Below are 19,103 nucleotides of genomic sequence, written 5' to 3'. Positions count from 1 at the left end.
GTTAAACGGAGGGCAGGGGCGGATGAATTGAAGCGGGCTCGGGGAGGTGGTGCGCCCCGGGGCGCCCAGCGGATCGACAGTGAACCGTTCGCCGGTTGTGGGCGATAGTCAGATCTCGGCCCGGCGGCGCACCTCCGCGAAGGTAGTCTCGCGCAGCAGCCGGCCATCGCGGAACACCGGTCGCAGCAGGTTGGTGCGCTCGCCCAGTTCCTCCAGGCGCACTGTCTGCATTTCCCCGGCATCGTCCCGCACCAGCGCCAGCCGGCCGCGCATGGACTTCTTCTCGGGGCCCGTGACCGGGTCCTTCCAGACATCCTGCCACTCGCCGTCGATACAGATGGCACTGGCCTTCATGGCAAAGCTCATCAGGTCGCGGTCGAGTTTCTGCAGCAGGGCGCCGCCCATGCCGAAGGTCAGGTTATCGGCGGACAGGCCCCGGTCCTGCATCGCCTGCAGTATCTCGGGGATGGAGTGGCGGTCGACGCCATCCCCCTGGATCACGCGGATGAAATCCGGCAGGACCCGGTAGCCCTTGCTGTTGGTGGTGGAACCGAAGATGCGCATCAGGCGCTCCAGGCTCTCGCACACGATCTCCACCGGGTCGCCGGAGTCCGGCCGCACAACTAAAGTGCCGCCACTGTTGATTACCCGCTCTTTCAGCTCCCCGCCCCAGATATTCTCGATCGCGTGCCAGAGGTCCCAGCTGTCGCTGACCACGGCCACGATCTTGCCGGGGCCGGCGAACTGGTCGAGCATATTGGCGTAGGCATCCGCCTCGCGCTCACGGCCCCAGGCGGTCATGGTGCTGTGCTCGGCGGCGGGAATGGATACCCCGGCCATGGGCTCGTCATAGTAGCGCCGGGCCCCCACCAGCCCGGACACGGTATCGGTGCCGTGGAAGTTCACCAGGTGCGACATGCCGCCCAGCATGGCGCTCTCCAGGCTGCTGGCGCCGCGGCCGCCGAAGTCGTGCAGCTTGAGCGGCAGCCCGTCCAGGGAATCCGCCGTCTCGCGCAGGTAGCCGGCGATGATTTTCTTGATCAGGCGGCTCTGGGTGGACACGGTCACCGGGTACCAGATGGCGCGCACCAGCCCGGTCTCGATATAGCTGGTGAGCCAGAAACAGGCCGGGCAGGTATTGACCACCTGCAGCATCACATTGTGCAGCGGCACCAGCGTGCCCTCCGGTACCGCCGAGATCTCCAGTGGCAGCAGCCCGCCGTGCTCCTCCAGGATGTGCTCCCAGCCGGCGCGGTGGAACGGCAGGCCATGGCTGTGGAGCATTTCCTCGGCCTCATCGATATCGCCCATATGAATGGGGGTGAGCAGGTACTCGCGGATGTACGCCTGCAGGCCGAAGAACACCGCCTCGGGGAAGTCGCCGCCACGGCACTCGATGTAACTGCTCACATACTCCGCCCCCGGCGGGTACTGCAGGTAGTGGCTGGCCTTGTAGCTGTCGACGTTGAGGATCAGGTTATGTGCAGTCATAGGTGGCTGGGCAGCGCGCAATCAGGGTTTTATTTCAATAACGTGCCATGGAACTTTACCTATCTCCATCGCTGTAAAGCCGATGTATTGATTTGGGGGCAGTGTAATTAAAGCAGGCAGGGCCCAGGCTACAGATTGCTCATCAGTTCTTTGAGGGACAGGGTCGGTTGTATCCGGATCTCTGCATCGAGGGCCGCAAAAAGTACCTCATTGTATTCCATGAGTTTGGCCTGGTTTGTTTCCTCGAAAACAAAAACCGCGTCACGCTTGCCTTCCCATAGGTGGAAATAGGCCGCTTCCGGGTTGGCAGACTCAATGAAGGCTTTTAATACCTCAGCCATCGACCCATCTGCTTTACTGTCGTTGCCCTTCTCCACAGGAATACGCACTTCCATGAATAGCCGCACAGCTACCTCCTGATCACTAAAGTTATGTAACGGGATTGTCCGTCTCCGATTAACAATAGAGTGACCATGAGCGTCCATGAGGCAACAGGGGCCAAATACGGCGCACGGCCGGGATTTCTTTCTATGATTGCTAGCGAGGCGACTCGTATCGGACGCAAACGATACTCGGCGGGACGTAGTGCTGGCTAAAGGTGTTTGTTGCCTGATAAGGGAAGCCTGATCGCAGTCGCCCACCGCTCAATAGCGCAATTGTTCGCGCATGATTGCCAGGGTTTCCCGGGCTCGGAGTAAATGAAGCGACATGGAGTACAGGGACTACTACCAGATCCTGGGCCTGGAGCGGGATGCCAGCCAGGACGAGATCAAGCGTGCCTATCGCAAACTGGCACGCAAATACCATCCGGATATCAGCAAGGAGGCCGATGCCGAGGACCGCTTCAAGGAGGTGGGCGAGGCCTATGAAGTACTGAAAGACCCGGAAAAGCGCGCAGCCTATGACCAGGTCGGCAGTGGTTATCACGCGGGCCAGGACTTCCGCCCGCCGCCCAACTGGGATGAGGGTTTTGAGTTCCACGGCGGCGGTTACACCGAAGCGGATGCGGGCGCCTTCAGTGACTTCTTCGAGAGCCTGTTCGGGCGCGGTGGCTTCAGCCACGGCTATGGCGGGGCGCGCCAGCAGCAGTTTCACGCCCGGGGCGAAAATACCTATGCCAAGATCGCCATCGACCTGGAGGACAGCTATCACGGCGGTAGTCGGCAGATAGCGCTCAAGCACTCCGAGCTGGGGCCCGACGGGCGGCCGCACCTCAAGGAGCGCAAGCTCAACGTCAAGATCCCCAGGGGAGTGACCGAGGGGCAACAGATCCGCCTCGCCGGACAGGGCGAGCCCGGCTTCGGCGAGGGCAAGCCCGGTGATCTTTACCTGGAAATCAGCTTCAACCCCCATCCCCTGTACTCGGTGGAGGGCAAGACCGTGTACCTGGACCTGCCGGTGGCGCCCTGGGAGGCGGCTCTGGGCGCGAAGGTGAAGGTACCGACCCCGGCGGGGGAGATCCAGCTGACCGTCCCCCCCAACAGTCGCGGCGGTAGCAAACTGCGGCTCAAGGGGCGCGGTATACCGGCCGCTGAACCCGGTGACCTGTATGTGGTGCTGCAGGTAGTGACCCCACCGGCCAGCAGTGAGGCAGAGAAGGAGGCGTACAGCGAGTTCAGTCGCGCCTTCAGTTTCGACCCGCGCAGTAACCTGGGCAGCTGAAAGGAGAGGGCCAATGCAAGGTGATAATCACAGGGAAATCAGCGGCGCGCTGCTCGATGAAGAGAGTGAGCTGACCCTGGGTGAGCTGTGCCGGGCCTGCGGTATTCCCGCGGAGGCAGTGCTGGCGCTGGTGGAGGAGGGGGTAATCGAGCCCCGCGGACGCGGGCGCACCCGCTGGCGCTTCAGTGGGATCTGTGTCCGTCGCGTGCGCCGGGTTTATAGTATTGAGCGCGACCTGGGGGTGAACCTGGCCGGGGCCGCGCTGGCGATCGACTTGCTGGAGGAGATCGAGCGGCTGCAGGCGCGGCTGGCGCGCCTGGAACACGGAAAGAATAAGTAGTGGGAGTTGTTTAAGCTCCCGCAACCCGGGTAATGGTCATTACCAGGTAGGCGTTATAGACCACATAGGCCAGCAGCAGGGCAGCACCCTCGAAGCGGTTGATGCGGCCCTGGCGACCACGGAAACCGTAGCCGAACACGAACAGCGCAACGGTCAGGCCCACCACCATCGGCCAGTCCCGGGACAGCACCTCCGCCGGAACGCTCGACATGGGCGCAATGACGCCGGCGATCCCCACCACCGCCAGCAGGTTGAACATATTGGAGCCCACCACGTTACCGATGGCGATATCGTGTTCGCCCTTGCGGGCGGCGACCACGGTGGCGGCCAGTTCCGGCAGCGAGGTGCCCAGGGCAACAATGGTAAGGCCGATGATCAGGTCGCTGACACCCAGTGACTCGGCGATGGTGACCGCGCCCCAGACCAGGATGCGGGAACTGATGATCAGCAGTGCCAGGCCGGCCACCACCCAGAAAATCGCCCGGCCCAGTGGCATGGCGTGTTCCTCCAGCTCCTGCGCGATCTCACCCTCGACCGCATCTCCCTTGCCAGTCAATGCGGTGAAGATGGACCAGCCGATCAGGCCGAAGAATCCCGCCAGCAGTACACCGGCCTCCCAGCGCTCCAGGTTGCCGTTCCACAGGAAGGCGCCGGTCAGGCAGCTGATGGCCAGCAGCAGCGGCAATTCCTTGCGCACGATCTTGGAGTGCACCGCCAGGGGGATCATGATCGCGGTCAGGCCCAGGATCAGGCCCGTATTGGCGATGTTGGAGCCATAGGCATTACCCAGGGCCAGGCCCGGGCTGCCATCCAGCGCCGCCATGGCGGATACCACCATTTCCGGGGCCGAGGTGCCGAAGCCGACGATGACCATACCGATCAGCAGGGGCGGCATACCGGCGTGCTGGGCGGTCGCGGCGGCGCCCTCGACAAAGCGATCGGCACTCCAGACCAGCAGGGCAAAACCGGCAATGATGGCGAGGGCGGCGAGAATCATAGGTCGTCCTTCGTGAATAGTTTCAGGCTAGCAGTCCGTCCGGCGCGGTGGAATCGGTTTAACCGGTAACGATGTTGCCAGTAGGGGCTGTGCCCGGGGCCGGGGTACCAGGCGCCGGCCCGGCGGGGGGCCGATTGTACCGGCTCCGCAGAATTGGGAAAGGGCAGGCTGGAATCAAGGCCTTGCTATTGCCCTGGACTCGATGGTCACGGGCGCTCTGCAGATGGGGGTTCCTGTCGGTTCTCATTAAAGTGCTGTTGTACTGGACAGACTTAGCGGGGGCTTCCATGAACAGGAAACTCTTACTGGGCGCCCTGGTGGGTGCCGGCATCTCGATGTTGAACAAGAAACGACGCCAGGCGCCCCAGACCCGGGCGCCGAACATCCCCCCGCCCGACTTCTCCCGGGTACCCCCGCCCACCGGCGGCAGCCTGAACAGGCCCCAGGACAGCGGCCTGGATGACATCTTTGGCCGCCACACCGGCCGGGGCAGTGAGGGCACGGTGCCAGGTGGGGCCCGACGCGGCGGCGACGTATTTGGTGGCTCCACAGCCGGGGCAGGTGCGGCCGGGGCCGGCGGGGCCACGGTATTAATGGATATCGCCCGCCGCATTTTCCAGGAGATGCAGCAGCGCGGGGGCAGCCAGGCAGCGCCCCGCGGCGGCAACCTGACCGATCTGCTGGGGCAGATCTTCGGGCGTACGAATGGCAAGTTCGGCCAGCAGGGCCCACTGGGTCCTGCGGGTGATTCCCGTGCCTGGCAGGGCGCCGGCCAGGGCGAGCTGTTTGGTTTTGCCGCGAATGACAGTGGCGCCGAGGGTGAGGAACAGGCCGAGCTGATGCTGCATGCCATGGTGGCAGCGGCCCAGGCCGATGGGCGTATCGACGAACATGAACAGCGCAATATCCTCAGTTCCCTGGAAGGACAGCTGGATCAGGATGACCTGACGGAGTTGCGAGAGTTAATGACCACACCGGTGAATATTGATCGCCTGGTAGACAGGGTCAATGACCCCGCCACGGCATTTGATATGTACCTTGTTTCCGCGATGACCATCAACGAGGACAACCCGCGCGAACATGAATACATGGATCGACTGGCAGAAAAGCTCGGTATTTCTGAGCAGGCTGCGCAGATGATTGAGCAACAGGTGCCGAAGGCTGCCTGAATCCGCTCCAGGCTCGATAAACCGATTCAACCTGAGTCGCGGCAGGTTGCCGCGACGAGATTTTGCTGGGACGAAATTGTGGGAGGTGTGCCGATGCAGTCTTTGCAAATGATGGTAAGGGTGCTGCTATTGTCGCTGTTGGCGCTCGCGCTCGCCGGGTGCGGCCCGAAACGCGACGGGCAGGAGAATCCCGGGGACGGGGTGAGCGGCCAGGTGGGCTGCTGCCAGGAGGGCCCGGATGCCTGTTCGGCCCCGGCAACAGAGTCGGCATGCCTCGAGACAGATGGCACTTTCCACCGGGGCAAAGCGTGCGATATTGATAGCGGTAAATGCGAGGACGGCCCCGGGCCCTGATCGACTACCCACACTGTTCACCTCGCCACGTTACGGATGCCGGACAACAGCACAGTGGCGCCCCGTCGGAGGGGTAGGGTTTTGCCGGCCAGTTCAGGTGCACCATTACAGTGCTGGTGGCCAGCGGGCTCATCCAGCATGACGGCGGCACGTGCTTCATCATGCTGTGGGCAGGGTAATGAGACTACTGAAATCGCCTTTCCGTGATCGCGCATTCCCAACCTGTGTCCCGGGAAGAAACGCTCTGGCCAACGATACCTAAATTCCGGGGAGGCACTTAATACCTAAGAACTAATTGACTCCACTTATTGGCTGTTTTGTACCACTTGAGGCCCTGTATTTATACGTAAGGTAAAAACTCGAGCGCACCATTTACACTGAAAAAAAATTTATCAATAATCTGTCCCTACTATTTTCGCAGTAACCCGCTGTCGCGGTCACAGGCAGCTGAAGGGGAGCGTGGCTGAGCGATATCCTGGCCAGGATAGAGCCTATACGTATTCCCTGGTCGCCCCGGCGGCGCATGGAAACTGCTTCGTCGGCAGGGCCGGCGAAAAATTCAGGGATGCGGCTTACCTACCAGGGCCGCGATATATGCGCAGGGAGCGCGACAAGATGATTACCTCTCAAATTGCCGGTGGGCCACGGTCGTGGCCCAGCGCTGGCTGTTTTCCTTTTGTGCCCGGCTGTGCGGGTCGAGAAGAAGCTTCCCTCCTGAATACTCTGTCATCGCGATCGGGCACGTGCTGTCAAAAGGCTGCGCAATCACCAGTCGGTATAGATATTGCGTGGCTTGAATACGGTCAAGCATAACCATGAGCCCGGACACCCGGGCGCTTAACTGAATCATATGGCCCGCCCGGCCAGTAATTAAGCTGAAACAGAAAAATGAAAGAGTTTACTTACCAGGACTACCTTCCCAATGAGCAGCTGAAGACGCTGGTGCGGGAGAGCGCAGAGGACTATCGTAGTGCGCTGCCGTTTGCCCATGGGGTATACGATGATGTGTTTTCACCCGAGGTCCTGAATGCGGTACTGGAAGAATTCGAGCGTGGTCAGAAATACTGGCGTGAATTCAATTCAAAGTATGAGAAAAAATTCCAGATGAGTTCGGACCTGAGCATGGGCCCGGTAACCCGGACTTTCATCCATACGCTAAATTCGGCGCCATTCCTTGAATTTCTCGAGCAGCTGACAGGCATCCAGGGACTGATTCCCGATCCCTACCTCCATGGCGCCGGCCTGCACAAAATACCGGCCGGTGGAAAGTTGGGGGTGCATGTGGACTTCAACGGGCATCGCCGTATGAATGTCTACCGCCGTATCAACGTGCTGATTTACCTGAACAAGGACTGGCTGGAAGAGTGGGGGGGAAACTTTGAGCTGTGGTGCGCACGGGAGAAGGTTTGCAAGAAATCCATAGCCCCGATCTTCAACCGTATGGCGATTTTCTCCACCACCGCCAAGAGCTTTCATGGCCATCCACACCCGCTGAGCTGCCCGGAGGATCGCCACCGTGTTTCCCTGGCGCTGTATTACTACACTGCCGGTGAACGGGGCGAGCAGAAAAAGGACCTTCACAGCACAATTTTCCTGCGCGCCGATGGCAAGCAGGAGGAATTATCACGACAGCCAAAGGGCCTGGTCGCGAGGATCCGACGGGCATTGGTGAACAGGCTGGTCAGTAACAACGAGCAGGCCAAGCATGTCGGCTGAGAGGGCACCGGGAAAACTCGGCATTGTGGTTATCGGCCGCAATGAGGGGGAGCGCCTGAAGGCCTGCCTCGACTCCCTGGCGGCGAGTGCATATCCCATTGTCTATGTGGACTCGGGCTCGACCGATGGCAGTGCCGCGCAGGCCGCCGACATGGTCGACTCCGTCGTGCGGCTCGATCCCGCCCGGCCATTTACCGCGGCAAGGGCCCGTAACGAGGGTGCGGCACGCCTGCTCGAACGCTTTCCCGGGCTCACCCTGATCCAGTTTGTGGATGGTGACTGTGTGTTGGACCCGGCCTGGCTTGGCCACGGGATCATGGTGCTCGAGCAGAGTCCGGGCACAGCCGTGGTCTGCGGCCGCCGCCGGGAGCTCCATCCCGATGCTTCCATCTACAACCGACTCTGTGACATGGAGTGGGATACCCCCACTGGTGAGGCCGACTCCAGCGGCGGCGACTTTTTAGTGAGAGTGGCGGCATTCCGGGCAGTAGATGGGTTCAACAGCGACATGATCGCGGGAGAGGAGCCGGAGCTGTGTTACCGGCTTCGTAGTGCGGGCTGGAGGATCCAGCGAATCCCACATGAAATGACCCTGCATGACGCTGATATCAGCCGCTTCTCCCAGTTCTGGCTCCGCGCCAAGCGGGCGGGGCACGCATATGCACAGGGCGCCTACCTGCATTCCGGTGACGGACGCGGTTTTCGCTGGCGGGAAGTCCGCAGCATCATCTTTTACAGTGCATTGCTACCGCTTGCACTACTGTTTTTGAGCCTGTTGCTGGGCCCGTTGTTACTGGCATTACTACCAGTCACTTACCTGGCCCTGGCTGTGCGTGTCTATCTTGGGCGGCGGGTGCGCAAGGAAAGCGAGACCAGGGCTTCAGCAGCTATCTATGCGACCTCCGTAGTCGTGGGGAAGTTTGCACAACTGCTCGGCGTGCTGGAATTTTTCACCAGCCAGTGGGTGAAGAAACCACGTGAATTGATCGAATATAAATAGCGTATCGCGGGAAAGGAGTTCCCTGCATGATCCATCACCAGCGCACAATCGGTGCCTGTCATATCGACCGGATGACCATGGCGTCGGCGCTCGAGAAAATCGTGTCAATGAGTCGGCAGGATACCAATCAATTTGTAGTAACGCCGAATATTGATCACATGCAGCGCCTGGTGACCGGGGAGAAATGTGACCGGCTCCAGGCTGCCTATGATAGCGCCGGGCTTTCACTCTGTGACAGCCGTATCCTCGCCCATATGCTGCGCTTGAAGGGCATCGTGGTGCCCGAGGTAGTCCCCGGCAGCACGCTGACCAAAGCACTGTTTAAGGGAAAGCTAACATCCCGGGATCGTGTCCTGCTGATCGGTGGGGATGAATCAGTCTTTTCCGGCATCAGGTCTCGTTTTCCACACCTCAATCTGGCGCACTACAACCCGAGCATGGGTTTTATCCACAGGGAAGAGGAGGTGAAAACCCTGGTGCAGTTTATCCTGCGACAGAAAGCAGATTATATCTTCCTTGCGTTGGGATCCCCGCAACAGGAATTACTGGCTTACCTGTTCGCACAGGAGCCGGAATCACGAGGAGTGACTCTCTGCGTGGGCGCGTCCCTGCTTTTCCTGTCCGGCCAGCAGCAACGGGCGCCTCGCTGGCTGCAGAAACTGTCACTGGAATGGGTGCACAGAATGCTATCGAATCCGCGTCGGCTTGCGCCCCGCTACTTCAGGAATTTACTTGCGCTCCCGGCAATCTACCGCAGCATCAGGCGAGATCAACGCCAGCCTGTGGTAACGACGGAAAACTAGGCTTGTTACCCATGTTGGCAATCAAAGAAAAACCGTATGTCATCATCTCTCCCTGTCGGGATGAAGAGGAGTATCTCGAGAACACCCTACACAGCGTAATAAACCAGACTGTTCCACCTACGCTGTGGCTGATCGTCGATGATGGTTCGACAGATAGAACACCAGAAATTCTTGAGCGCTACCGGGAGAAATACGACTTTATCCGTGTCCTCCGCCGTGATAACCGGGGCTTTCGTAATGTTGGCCCCGGAGTAGTCGATGCATTTTATGCCGGCCTGGAAGAAGTGCAGTTGGATCGATTTGATTTCATATGCAAGCTGGACCTGGATGTTGAGTTGCCAAGCCGCTATTTCGAAACACTATTGCAGAAAATGACAGCCGACCCGCGACTCGGCTGTGCCAGTGGTAAGCCCTATAATATGCGCGATGGCCGGCTGGTAAGTGAGCGGCGTGGCGATGAAATGTCAGTCGGGATGACCAAGTTTTACCGAATCCAGTGCTTCAGGGAAATTGGCGGGATTGTCCGCGAGGTAATGTGGGATGCCATTGACTGCCATCGTGCGAGGATGCTTGGCTGGCGCGCCCGCAGCTGGGATGAGCCGGATCTCCGTTTTATTCACTTGCGGATCATGGGGTCGAGCCAGCGGGGGATACTAACCGGCAAGATGCGCCACGGTTACGGCCAGTATTTTATGGGCACTGGGTTCCTGTACCTCGCCGCTACGGCTGTCTTCAGAATCGCTGACTACCCCTTTATGGTTGGCAGCATGGCCGTACTCTGGGGTTACCTGCGGAGCTGGCTTTCGCGTAAACCCCGGTTCCCCGACCGTGAATTTATTGATTACCTGCGTGCATTCCAGCTTTATTCACTGGTGGCTGGTAAGCGGCGGGCGATCGAAAAGTATGAGGCTGCAGGGCTTGAGCGCTGGAAGTCGGCGCGACGGGAGAATAACGTCCAGGTTTCCGGCGGGGCACCTGCCAATGCCTGATCCTGTACTTGCCTACATCGCACCGGAAATTCCCGGCCTTTCCAGTACTTTTGTTTACAAGGAAATCTATATCCTTGAAGACCTTAGATTGAAAGTCGAACCATTTTCCATTCATGCCCCGATGGTGACTACGGGAGATAGCCGGCAGGAGGCGTTGGCGAGACGTACAACCAGGGTCTATGGCCAGGGAAAAGCGAAGCTTTTCCGTAGCCACCTGCATTTTTGTTTCAGGAATCCGCTCAGGTACTGGCGTCTGGCTACGACTGTGGTCACAGATGCAATATCGGTGTTGCCTGACCTGAAAACAGCTATCGGCCTTTGTTACAGGGGAGTCATCGCTCCCTGCCTTGCGCGAGAGCTGTCAAGGCGAAAGGTCGATCACTGTCACGTACATTTTGCACACGTGAGCACCGATATTGCGATGTACTCAAGCCTACTGTCCGGTATCCCATTCTCTGTAACCGCCCATGCCAATGACCTGTTCCAGCGTGGCTACCTGCTGCCCCGGAAGGCCAGGCGTGCTGCGTTCATAAGTACCATTTCCCGGTTTAACATTGGCTGGCTACAGGACAAAGGAATACCCGCTGATAAGCTACGGCTGGTTCGTTGTGGCGTGGACAGCCGGGAGTTCAGCGCACGGCAGTACCGGCGTCAGCACGAAGTATTCCGCTTCGGTTTTCTTGCTCGCCTGGTGGAGAAGAAGGGTCTCAATATATTACTGGACGCCTGCCTGTTGCTTAAGCAGCGTGGGATAAAGTTCAAGCTGGAAGTGGCGGGCGATGGGCCACTGTGGGACAAACTGCAGAGCCAGGTATCTACGTTGGGTCTGCAAGCGGAAGTCAGCTTCCTGGGGGCAATCGCCAACACAGAGGTCAGGGCATGGTTGGAGCAGATTGATTGTTTCGTGCTGCCATGCTGTCGCGACAGTGCCGGGGATATGGATGGCATCCCGGTGGCACTGATGGAAGCCATGCTCACTGGTATACCGGTGATATCCACGTCTGTCTCGGGAATCCCCGAGTTGGTCATCGACGGTGAGACAGGCCAGGTGGCGGATCCAACCCCGGACTCTATGGCCAAATGTATGCATTCGTTGATTGGGGTGGAGCCGGAAGAACTCGTGGCGCGAGTAGCCAGGGCCCAAAAGCTGGTGGCCGGCGAATTTGATATCCACCGAAATACCCTGCACCTGCTTGAAGAAATCAAACAATCCCTGGCAGATAAGGCCTCTGGCAACACCGCGCGAGCCGGCCTGAAGGCAACCTGATGATGCCCAACGCAATAGCACAACTGGCATTACTGTTGTGGCCGGCATTGGCGGCGGTGCTTTATGCGCGCCTCAGTGCGCTGACCGCTACTTTTATCACGATCGTTGGTGGTTACCTGTTCCTGCCGGTTAAAGTCGAGTTTGACCTGCCGCTGCTTCCACCCCTGGACCAGGAAAGCATCCCGGTAATCTGCGCAGCAATCGGTTGTCTTGTCGCCCGGGGGACCGGCTTTATCGGTATACCGGTGCGGGGACTGGAACGCATCATTGTAATCGTGCTACTCCTTTCGCCGGTCGCCACGGTAATGACCAATGGGGAACCTTATTTTGACGGGGAGATCTTCATTCGGGGGCTGGCTATCAAAGATAGCCTGACGGCGATTGCCGAGACCTACCTGATGCTGTTGCCGTTTGTCCTGGGCCTGGCATTGGTAAAAACAGACGAAGACCTGATAAAGGTATTCCGTCTGCTGGTTTTCTTTGGATTGGCCTATACACCATTGGTGCTTTATGAAGCCCGTATGAGTCCGCAATTGCATACCATGGTTTATGGGTTTTTCCCCCACAGTTTTGCCCAGCAGGTACGCTTTGGCGGCTTCAGGCCAGTCGTTTTTGTCGGTCACGGCCTGTTGTTGGCTCTCTTTTTTACTGTGCCTTTTCTTGCATCGGCAGTCTTGTCCCGGGCCCGCCAGCGGATTACGGCACTGCCCAACGTGCTGGTGACTCTTTACCTTGCATTGATCCTGGTTGTCTGCAAGTCGGTTGCCGCATGGTTGATCGGTTTTATCGGATTCTGCTCCATAATGTTGATGCCGGAGTTCCTGACCAGGCTGCTGATCCGATTGATCTGTGTCACTGTCATCGCCTATCCCCTGCTTTGTATTATGGACCTCTTCCCCCATCAGGAATTCGTCGAGTTCGCCGCACTATTTGGCGAGGGCAGGGCGCAATCGCTTGATTTCCGCTTTTATCACGAGGAGCGGTTGCTGGAGCATGCGCGGGAAAAGATATTGCTGGGATGGGGCGCTTGGGGACGCAACCGGCTTTCGGACTCCGTTACCGATGGCTTCTGGATTATCCAGCTGGGTTGCTACGGCTTAATCATGTTCGCCGGGCTTTTTGGCCTGATGTCATGTAGTGTTTTTCGCGCGCTGGGAGTAGCCGGAAAGAGCTCGGGGAATGATCGTCGTGCTTTATACACCGGTGCTGCGCTGGTGGCGGCACTTATGATGATGAACCAGTTGCCCAATAGCTCATTGTACTCCTGGCTCTGGTTCCTGTTCGGTTGTATCGGGGGGGTATCTTACAACCGGGTATGGGTGGTTGGTCACCGCGAGCGACAGGTGCCGGGAACTGCGCCTGCTGGCCGTAGCCAGCAGGGAGCCCTCCAGTTGTAGGGGGGCAGGATGTTTACCCGGGCTGGCAGTTGCTGCCAGCCCGGATGGGAGATCTATCCAGTTCAGTCGGTGCCGGGAGCCAGGGGAATGGGATAGTCTTGCTGGATCGGTGTCCCGCAGTCAGTAATATCAGTGAAGATGCTGTCATCGTCCTGCAGCGGCGACCCATCCGGGGGGGTGCTATTGAGGCGGCACTCGGCGTTCACCGGGTTGAATTCGTTGCCGATTGCGACGATGTTGACACCACCGAGGCGTAACTGGGCCTGGTTCTGGTCGACCTGGTCCAGAAGGTACTCGTTATTGAAATAGCCTGAATAGAAATGACCGCCACTGAACTCCGTAAAGGAAGCTGAATCATGCTCAGGGTCCATTTCGGTATCATTGAAAATGCTGTCAAAGACAAAGTTGAAGTGCGGCGTGAAGTGATTGGAAAATGACTTGGGCCGAATATAGTTGGCCGGGTCACTGAAGTCTTCGGGGTTCTTGTTGATATCAACCTCATTGCCTGCGGCAGACTGGCGCAGTGTGAGTCGATGCTTGCCGCCCACGCCACCTATGTGGTTTCCGCGGAACCACACGTTCGATACCACCAGGCCCCAGGCACCCTGGAACCGCGCATTGTGCTCGATGGCTGTGCGGTTATCCACACCGGCTATACCACCATTGATCATCAGGCAGTTGTTCATACAGCCAATATTCACGTTGGGCAGGTTGTCCGGGTGTGCACGCTGGATGGAATCGGTGAAGAAGATTCCATAGGAAAGCGGCACCAGGTCGCAATCGAGTTCATCGGGGTTATTAATGCAGTAATTGGTTGAATCACCGAAAGCAAACAGGCCGGGAAATTCACCACTGCCAGACCAGTCCAGGTCCAGGTCGTGCATGGTCACCAGCGTGGCAGACGTGCCGGTGATCGCGCTGCCAACCTTAAGCCCGGTGACGGTGTTGCCATAGGCCCACCCCTGGGTGATATGACCCTGGTCGTTCCTGGTGAGCATTGGGTATCCGCGGGCCTGGGTTGTACGCGGCACATCCAGGCAGCGATTGACCACACCGACTTGCACCACAGGTACAACAGGGCGTGAACCCTCCCCGTAGCGATCGATAGTGACATCGCGCTCCTGGTAACCGATGCAGATGTCCCCGAAACGTTCACCGGCGTGTAGCAGCACCCGCTTGCCGCTGTATTCACCCGCCAGCGGCACAGAAGTCTTCCGTTCAGCGCCCTGTGGACAGCCCGCGAAATCACTCGAGGGTGATACGCAAATCACATCACTGGTCGCGTAGAAGTTTTCCTGCGCGTGAATCTGGATAGTGACGAAATCGTCTGAGTAGACTCCGTCAGGTGTCTGGACCCTGACTCCCACCCGATACTCGCAGACTCCATCCTGGTATTTGCTGCTCTCTGGTGTGCAGGCAAATGTATGCAGCGCCCGGGGTGACGGACCGACCTGGCTGTTGCGGCTATTGCCCGTTGTCGCAAAGTTGCCCGAGTCGGGGTCGTCGAAGCTGAAGTGATATCGAAACCACTGGCCACTGGCACAGGCATCTGCATCGCTTCCACCGCTGAGGTCAGTACAGGCGGTGTCGGTGGAGTCCTGTGCAGAAAAATAAACTGTTTCCGGGGATATACCCACTGTCCGGGTCAGGGAGCGAAGGCGCGCGGTTACATCATCTGACTGGAGACCACCGTCACCTACCAGGACCGTGCGTTGGCGGGTAGTCTCGATCCCTGCGGAATCCTTGACCGAGTAGCGGACCCAGTATTCACCTGAAGTACTGGTATCGACATTTGAAGTCTGCGAAAGCAGGTTGGTAAGATCCCCGTCCTCTTTATCCTCCGCCATGGCACCTTCATCCTGGTAATCGGTGCCTACCGGAACCACGACCCTCTTGCTGCCCTTGAGTGTTATTGTCGGCGCAGTATTGTCCTCTACCACTACGTCGCGATTTGCCCTGGCAGTGGCGCCGGCGGAGTCCACCACGGTGTAGACCACGGTATAGGTGCCGGGTGCATACTCATCGATATCGTCGCCTTCGGTGGCGACTTGGTCACTGATGTCTCCGTCTTCTTCATCGACGGCAGAGAACCCCGGCTCCTCATAAGGGGTCCCATATGCCAGCGTCACCCGTGAACCTCCGGCAAGCGAAATAGTCGGAGGGGAATTACCACTGCCGGAATCGGGTGGCGGTGCCACAGTTGTTGGTTTTTCGGAAGAATCATCCCCGCCCGACCCCCCGCCACCACAAGCACTGATAGAAGTGATCAACAGCAAGAGAATCGAACGCCTGAACATCATGAATACCTGGAGTTTTATGAAATGGAAATTACAGGAGGCCGTTCCGTGGTGTCACCCATCCAGAACATCTCACTGAAAAAGAATCTTAATAAGCACGGGCAGTTTCAACCGAACTTTTGACCCTGCACCAAACAAGTTCAAAAACAGCAGCACAGGCCAGGTTGAAACATCGTTTTGGGTGTCATTCTGACTTGAAGCTCTCTACTAGTCGCGGGTTCAAAGTCACCCGGGGAGAACCTATTGAGCCCCAGCATTGAATAAAGTTTCCTGAGCCAGCCAGTTAGAACCGGCCACTGCTGGATCACCTTCAGGCCCTGGAACAACGCCAGCAGCAATGAGGGAAATATTATACCCGCCAGGAAAACAATGGTGCGCCCAGAAACCTGACCAAATTCACGAAACGGAAATCCAAGCCTGTACAAATGATTTAACTTGGTACTAAAGGATCGTCTTGAAACCAAATGTGGTACGAAAGTTCTTTCCATAAAAGTAGATCAAAAAGTTATTTTGTGGGCACAGGAAAGAATTCAATTCTTGGCCCGTCCGCCGATGTTAAGCATGCCGGTTTACAGCGGAGCCTGACGTGCTGCCGTTGGGAGGCCGGCCATTTGCGCTGGCGGATACAGTCGCGCGGTTACAACGCGTCTCTGGTGTGCGGCTGCGCAGGAATTGTCCTGGATTTGCGCGGTACAGCAGGGACACAGATGCTCCCGGTGACCAATTACAGTGCGCTGCCAGGCAAGTTGTAATATCATGCATGCTGCGATCTGGGCGTCTCCTGGTTCGTCTGTTCAGTCGCATTTTCGTCTGTCAGGGAGGCTGCTTGGCAGCTTATATTCTGCCCTGGTGAGCCGCCTGGGATATCGAAGCTGACGGGGATGGGCATGGCAGGGACTGTTCTGTTGCTGCCCGGTGGATCGGGACGGCCTGTTAAAATTCCCGGGGGGGAGAGCCAGGCGATGGCCGGATTGACACTGGTCATAAACGATTAAGATGGCATGAGTATTGTATGCTATCTATGCCCTCCGGCCGCTCCGGTTCCTGCAGAAGCGAACAATACTCAAAGGTTGGATCATAAGTTCTTATAGTTAAGAAAATAGGGAGCTGTACCGCGCTCCCATGATAATAGCGAATACCCGTCAATTGGATGACGTAATAAGCAAAGGGATCATCATGTACGCAAAGGGAGCTGCTGTAGAGACCGCCCAGGGAACGGATAATTGCAATCTCAAAAAACCTGTCCGCGAAAGACTGCCAGATTTTTTTGTAATCGGTGCCATGAAGTCAGCTTCGACTTCTCTGTATTTCTACCTTGAGCAGCATCCGGACGTTTTCCTGCCGGCCCGGAAAGAGCCAGAGTATTTTTCCTTTCGCTACGGATCCAGCACTGATTACGCCTGGTACCTGTCGTTGTATGAGGGGGCAAAGCCAGGGCAGGTTTGTGGTGATTGTTCGACCGGATACTCCAGGGGGCTGGATGAACACCATGTCCCCGCTCGCATAGCCCGGCAAGTTCCCCATGCGAAAATAATTTACCTGCTAAGGAATCCGGTAAAACGGGCCTGGTCCCATTACGTCCATCGTATGAATGAGCGTGTTTCAAGCGGAGAGCCAGTACTGGAATTTGCGGAAGCTGTCCGTGAATACCCGGATATTATCGATGCAGGTCGCTATGCGAAGTGCCTGAGGAAGTACCTTGAATACTTCCCGCTGCGCCAGATAAAGGTTTTTATCCTCGATGAATTATTGGCCGATCCAGCCGCACATGGCAGGGAATTGGATGAATTCCTAGAGGTTGAACATGTACCTGAACGGCAGTTTTCCCGCAGTAATGTCGCAGGACAGTGGAACAAGGAAAAAAAGCTGGCTGCCTGGATGGAGCGGCTTGAGGGCAGTACCTTGGGAAAGGTCATGAAAAAGATCCTGCCCCGGTTTATCCGGTCAAGGATCCGTGGTGGCCTTCGTTCCAGTAAATGGGTCAGGGCTATTGCCGAGAAAAGGACAAAGACTGTCGAGTTGCCCAAAGAGCCGCCGCTGGAGTTGCAGGACTGGCTCCGGGGTGCCTACAGGGACGAAATGCGGGCATTGGAGCAGTTACTTGGCAGGCCAATACCATCCAGCTGGCGGGGTGACAGCGAGCATGAGCATCCAAGCGGGGGCGTCAACCCCGGGGAACCATTCTTGCGGGCCAGCTGACAGGAGGCCCGGATTCCCCTGTCGAAAACAGGTTCGCTTTATCCGGACGCGGCCAGTGATAACGATAGCTGGCCGATATAGCCCGGAAGCAGCGTTGCCAGGGGCGTGGTAAAAAGCAGGCCGTCGATCAACAGGACCTTGCGCGTAAAGTAAGGCATTGCCACTAGTATGGTAAGGATGCCTGCCAGGAGTTGGGCGGCTGCGGTAGCGCCTACAACATGGGCACTGTCACCGTACCGGAATGCAAGTAGCATTCCCGCAGCCAGGGTGCCGAATTGTATTAGCCTGACGAGGAAAACTCGCCGAGAATCAGCGTTACCTTTCAATACTGGAAGGTAGAGTGCGGTGACAATGAGCCCACCTGAACCCAACGCAATAACAGAGAGGAAATCCGCAACGGTTTTAAACTCTGGCGTGTAAAGTATTTCCACCAGTATTTCAGAACAGTACACCAACCCAGTGATTACGACGATCGATACCGCGAGGATAGCGGCGCGTATCCTGGCGGACTGGAGCTCGCTGTCATGGTTGCCCTTGTTTCTGCAGTATACCGGGAACAACCATTTCTCACTGAACTCACGTAAAACCATTGCCAGGACAAGACCTATATTCGAGGCAATGGCAAAAAAACCGAGAGCAGTTGGCAGAAGGAAAAAGCTGAGAGCGAGCTTGTAACCATCCCTGATCGCCCAGGTTACGATTGTCGCGGGGAGCATCCACTTGCCATAATCCAGGATTGTCTTTATTGCGCTTCGCTCAAGGCAAATACGATTAGAGATGCCGGGCAGTACCTGGTGTGTAAGGAGTACAGTCAGGCACATGGCGATCGCATTCGCCCATAACACTGAGCCCGCATTGGGCCAGAAATAGCACAGCAGGATTGCCACAAGCAATGCGAAGAGTCTCTCCACGAGCACGATGGCCGCAGGACCCGCGGGTCTTACCAGCTTTTCCTGCTGAAACACTTTTGTGGACGTAAACCCGGTCAGGAGCGCGGTCAGTGCACATATCCTCAGGTAATTATCGATATTCGCAATTGCCGGGTACAGCCGGTGCACGAAAAAAGAAGCTACGAGCAGGGCCATAGCGACCAGCAGGTACTGCGCGATACGTAGTGTCCAGGCCGTATTGACATACTTCGGATCTGCCATGCCGCGATCATTATTAATGATGCTGCCGCGAAGGCCAATTTCGGAGCAGAGCGTAATCAGGCCGGTAATGGTGGAGACGACCAGTATCTCACCAAAAGCCTCTGGAGCCAGGAGGCGGGTAAATATAATAGTAGAAACCAGGCGCAGGAGTATCGACGCTCCCTGGGACGCAAGCACTATGCCGGCGCTGCCTGTGAGCAGGGGGATCGACGCCTGGAGATAGGCAATCCGCCCACGAATCGGTTCTGTCAGCATAAGGACCTGGTAATTC

Annotated in this window: 16 protein-coding genes; 11 read left to right on the top strand and 5 right to left on the bottom strand. The window is 57.6% G+C overall.

Annotated features, from left to right (window positions below; genetic code table 11):
• Positions 1-108: 108 nt before the first annotated feature.
• Together ACH6CX_RS06845 and ACH6CX_RS06840 are read right to left on the bottom strand one after the other, a co-directional pair.
• A complete protein-coding gene (locus tag ACH6CX_RS06845) occupies positions 109-1,491 on the bottom strand; it encodes a nicotinate phosphoribosyltransferase (RefSeq protein ID WP_232940462.1) in 1,383 nt (460 codons plus the stop codon).
• A 128-nt stretch (positions 1,492-1,619) separates the two neighbouring features.
• Complete coding sequence (locus tag ACH6CX_RS06840) at positions 1,620-1,886, bottom strand: hypothetical protein (protein WP_232940464.1); 267 nt, start codon at positions 1,884-1,886, stop codon at positions 1,620-1,622.
• Between the two features lie 313 nt (positions 1,887-2,199).
• Between ACH6CX_RS06840 and ACH6CX_RS06835 the strand changes: the two genes are divergently transcribed.
• Positions 2,200-3,153 (top strand): DnaJ C-terminal domain-containing protein, encoded by a 954-nt coding sequence (locus ACH6CX_RS06835; RefSeq protein WP_396675235.1) that lies wholly within the window; start codon positions 2,200-2,202, stop codon positions 3,151-3,153.
• 13 nt (positions 3,154-3,166) lie between these two features.
• Positions 3,167-3,493 (top strand): chaperone modulator CbpM, encoded by a 327-nt coding sequence (locus ACH6CX_RS06830; RefSeq protein ID WP_232940466.1) that lies wholly within the window; start codon positions 3,167-3,169, stop codon positions 3,491-3,493.
• A 10-nt stretch (positions 3,494-3,503) separates the two neighbouring features.
• Here ACH6CX_RS06830 and ACH6CX_RS06825 read toward each other — a convergent pair whose 3' ends face one another.
• Complete coding sequence (locus ACH6CX_RS06825) at positions 3,504-4,490, bottom strand: calcium/sodium antiporter (RefSeq protein ID WP_232940467.1); 987 nt, start codon at positions 4,488-4,490, stop codon at positions 3,504-3,506.
• 287 nt (positions 4,491-4,777) lie between these two features.
• On the opposite strand from ACH6CX_RS06825, the gene ACH6CX_RS06820 reads away from it, so the two are divergent.
• The 8 genes from ACH6CX_RS06820 to ACH6CX_RS06785 all read left to right on the top strand — a co-directional run bounded on the left by ACH6CX_RS06820 (position 4,778) and on the right by ACH6CX_RS06785 (position 13,185).
• Complete coding sequence (locus tag ACH6CX_RS06820) at positions 4,778-5,659, top strand: DUF533 domain-containing protein (RefSeq protein WP_232940468.1); 882 nt, start codon at positions 4,778-4,780, stop codon at positions 5,657-5,659.
• A 93-nt stretch (positions 5,660-5,752) separates the two neighbouring features.
• A complete protein-coding gene (locus tag ACH6CX_RS06815) occupies positions 5,753-6,013 on the top strand; it encodes a hypothetical protein (protein ID WP_232940469.1) in 261 nt (86 codons plus the stop codon).
• Positions 6,014-6,901: 888 nt separating this feature from the next.
• A complete protein-coding gene (locus ACH6CX_RS06810) occupies positions 6,902-7,729 on the top strand; it encodes a 2OG-Fe(II) oxygenase (protein WP_237062418.1) in 828 nt (275 codons plus the stop codon).
• On the top strand, positions 7,719-8,729 hold the full coding sequence (locus tag ACH6CX_RS06805; protein WP_396675234.1) for a glycosyltransferase: 1,011 nt from the start codon (positions 7,719-7,721) through the stop codon (positions 8,727-8,729). Before ACH6CX_RS06810 ends, ACH6CX_RS06805 begins: the two co-directional genes overlap by 11 nt.
• 26 nt (positions 8,730-8,755) lie before the next feature.
• Complete coding sequence (locus ACH6CX_RS06800) at positions 8,756-9,532, top strand: WecB/TagA/CpsF family glycosyltransferase (protein ID WP_237062423.1); 777 nt, start codon at positions 8,756-8,758, stop codon at positions 9,530-9,532.
• Between the two features lie 11 nt (positions 9,533-9,543).
• Complete coding sequence (locus ACH6CX_RS06795) at positions 9,544-10,521, top strand: glycosyltransferase family A protein (protein WP_334078342.1); 978 nt, start codon at positions 9,544-9,546, stop codon at positions 10,519-10,521.
• Positions 10,514-11,788, top strand: a complete 1,275-nt coding sequence (locus ACH6CX_RS06790) for a glycosyltransferase family 4 protein (RefSeq protein ID WP_396675233.1) — start codon at positions 10,514-10,516, stop codon at positions 11,786-11,788. Before ACH6CX_RS06795 ends, ACH6CX_RS06790 begins: the two co-directional genes overlap by 8 nt.
• Complete coding sequence (locus ACH6CX_RS06785; RefSeq protein ID WP_334078340.1) at positions 11,788-13,185, top strand: hypothetical protein; 1,398 nt, start codon at positions 11,788-11,790, stop codon at positions 13,183-13,185. Before ACH6CX_RS06790 ends, ACH6CX_RS06785 begins: the two co-directional genes overlap by 1 nt.
• Positions 13,186-13,247: 62 nt before the next feature.
• On the opposite strand, the gene ACH6CX_RS06780 is transcribed toward ACH6CX_RS06785, so the two are convergent.
• Positions 13,248-15,482, bottom strand: coding sequence for a DUF5011 domain-containing protein (locus ACH6CX_RS06780; protein ID WP_334078339.1), 2,235 nt, complete (start codon positions 15,480-15,482; stop codon positions 13,248-13,250).
• Between the two features lie 1,176 nt (positions 15,483-16,658).
• On the opposite strand from ACH6CX_RS06780, the gene ACH6CX_RS06775 reads away from it, so the two are divergent.
• Positions 16,659-17,681 (top strand): sulfotransferase family protein, encoded by a 1,023-nt coding sequence (locus tag ACH6CX_RS06775; protein ID WP_396675232.1) that lies wholly within the window; start codon positions 16,659-16,661, stop codon positions 17,679-17,681.
• A gap of 38 nt (positions 17,682-17,719) precedes the next feature.
• On the opposite strand, the gene ACH6CX_RS06770 is transcribed toward ACH6CX_RS06775, so the two are convergent.
• Positions 17,720-19,087: an oligosaccharide flippase family protein gene (locus ACH6CX_RS06770; RefSeq protein ID WP_334078337.1), complete on the bottom strand. Its 1,368-nt coding sequence runs from the start codon at positions 19,085-19,087 to the stop codon at positions 17,720-17,722.
• Between the last annotated feature and the right edge of the window lie 16 nt (positions 19,088-19,103).

It is taken from the genome of Microbulbifer sp. JSM ZJ756, assembly GCF_044383805.1.
In the GTDB taxonomy this organism is placed as follows: domain Bacteria; phylum Pseudomonadota; class Gammaproteobacteria; order Pseudomonadales; family Cellvibrionaceae; genus Microbulbifer; species Microbulbifer zhoushanensis.
Note: the sequence above shows the minus strand (reverse complement) of the source record. Positions and strands in the feature narration are given on the sequence as shown.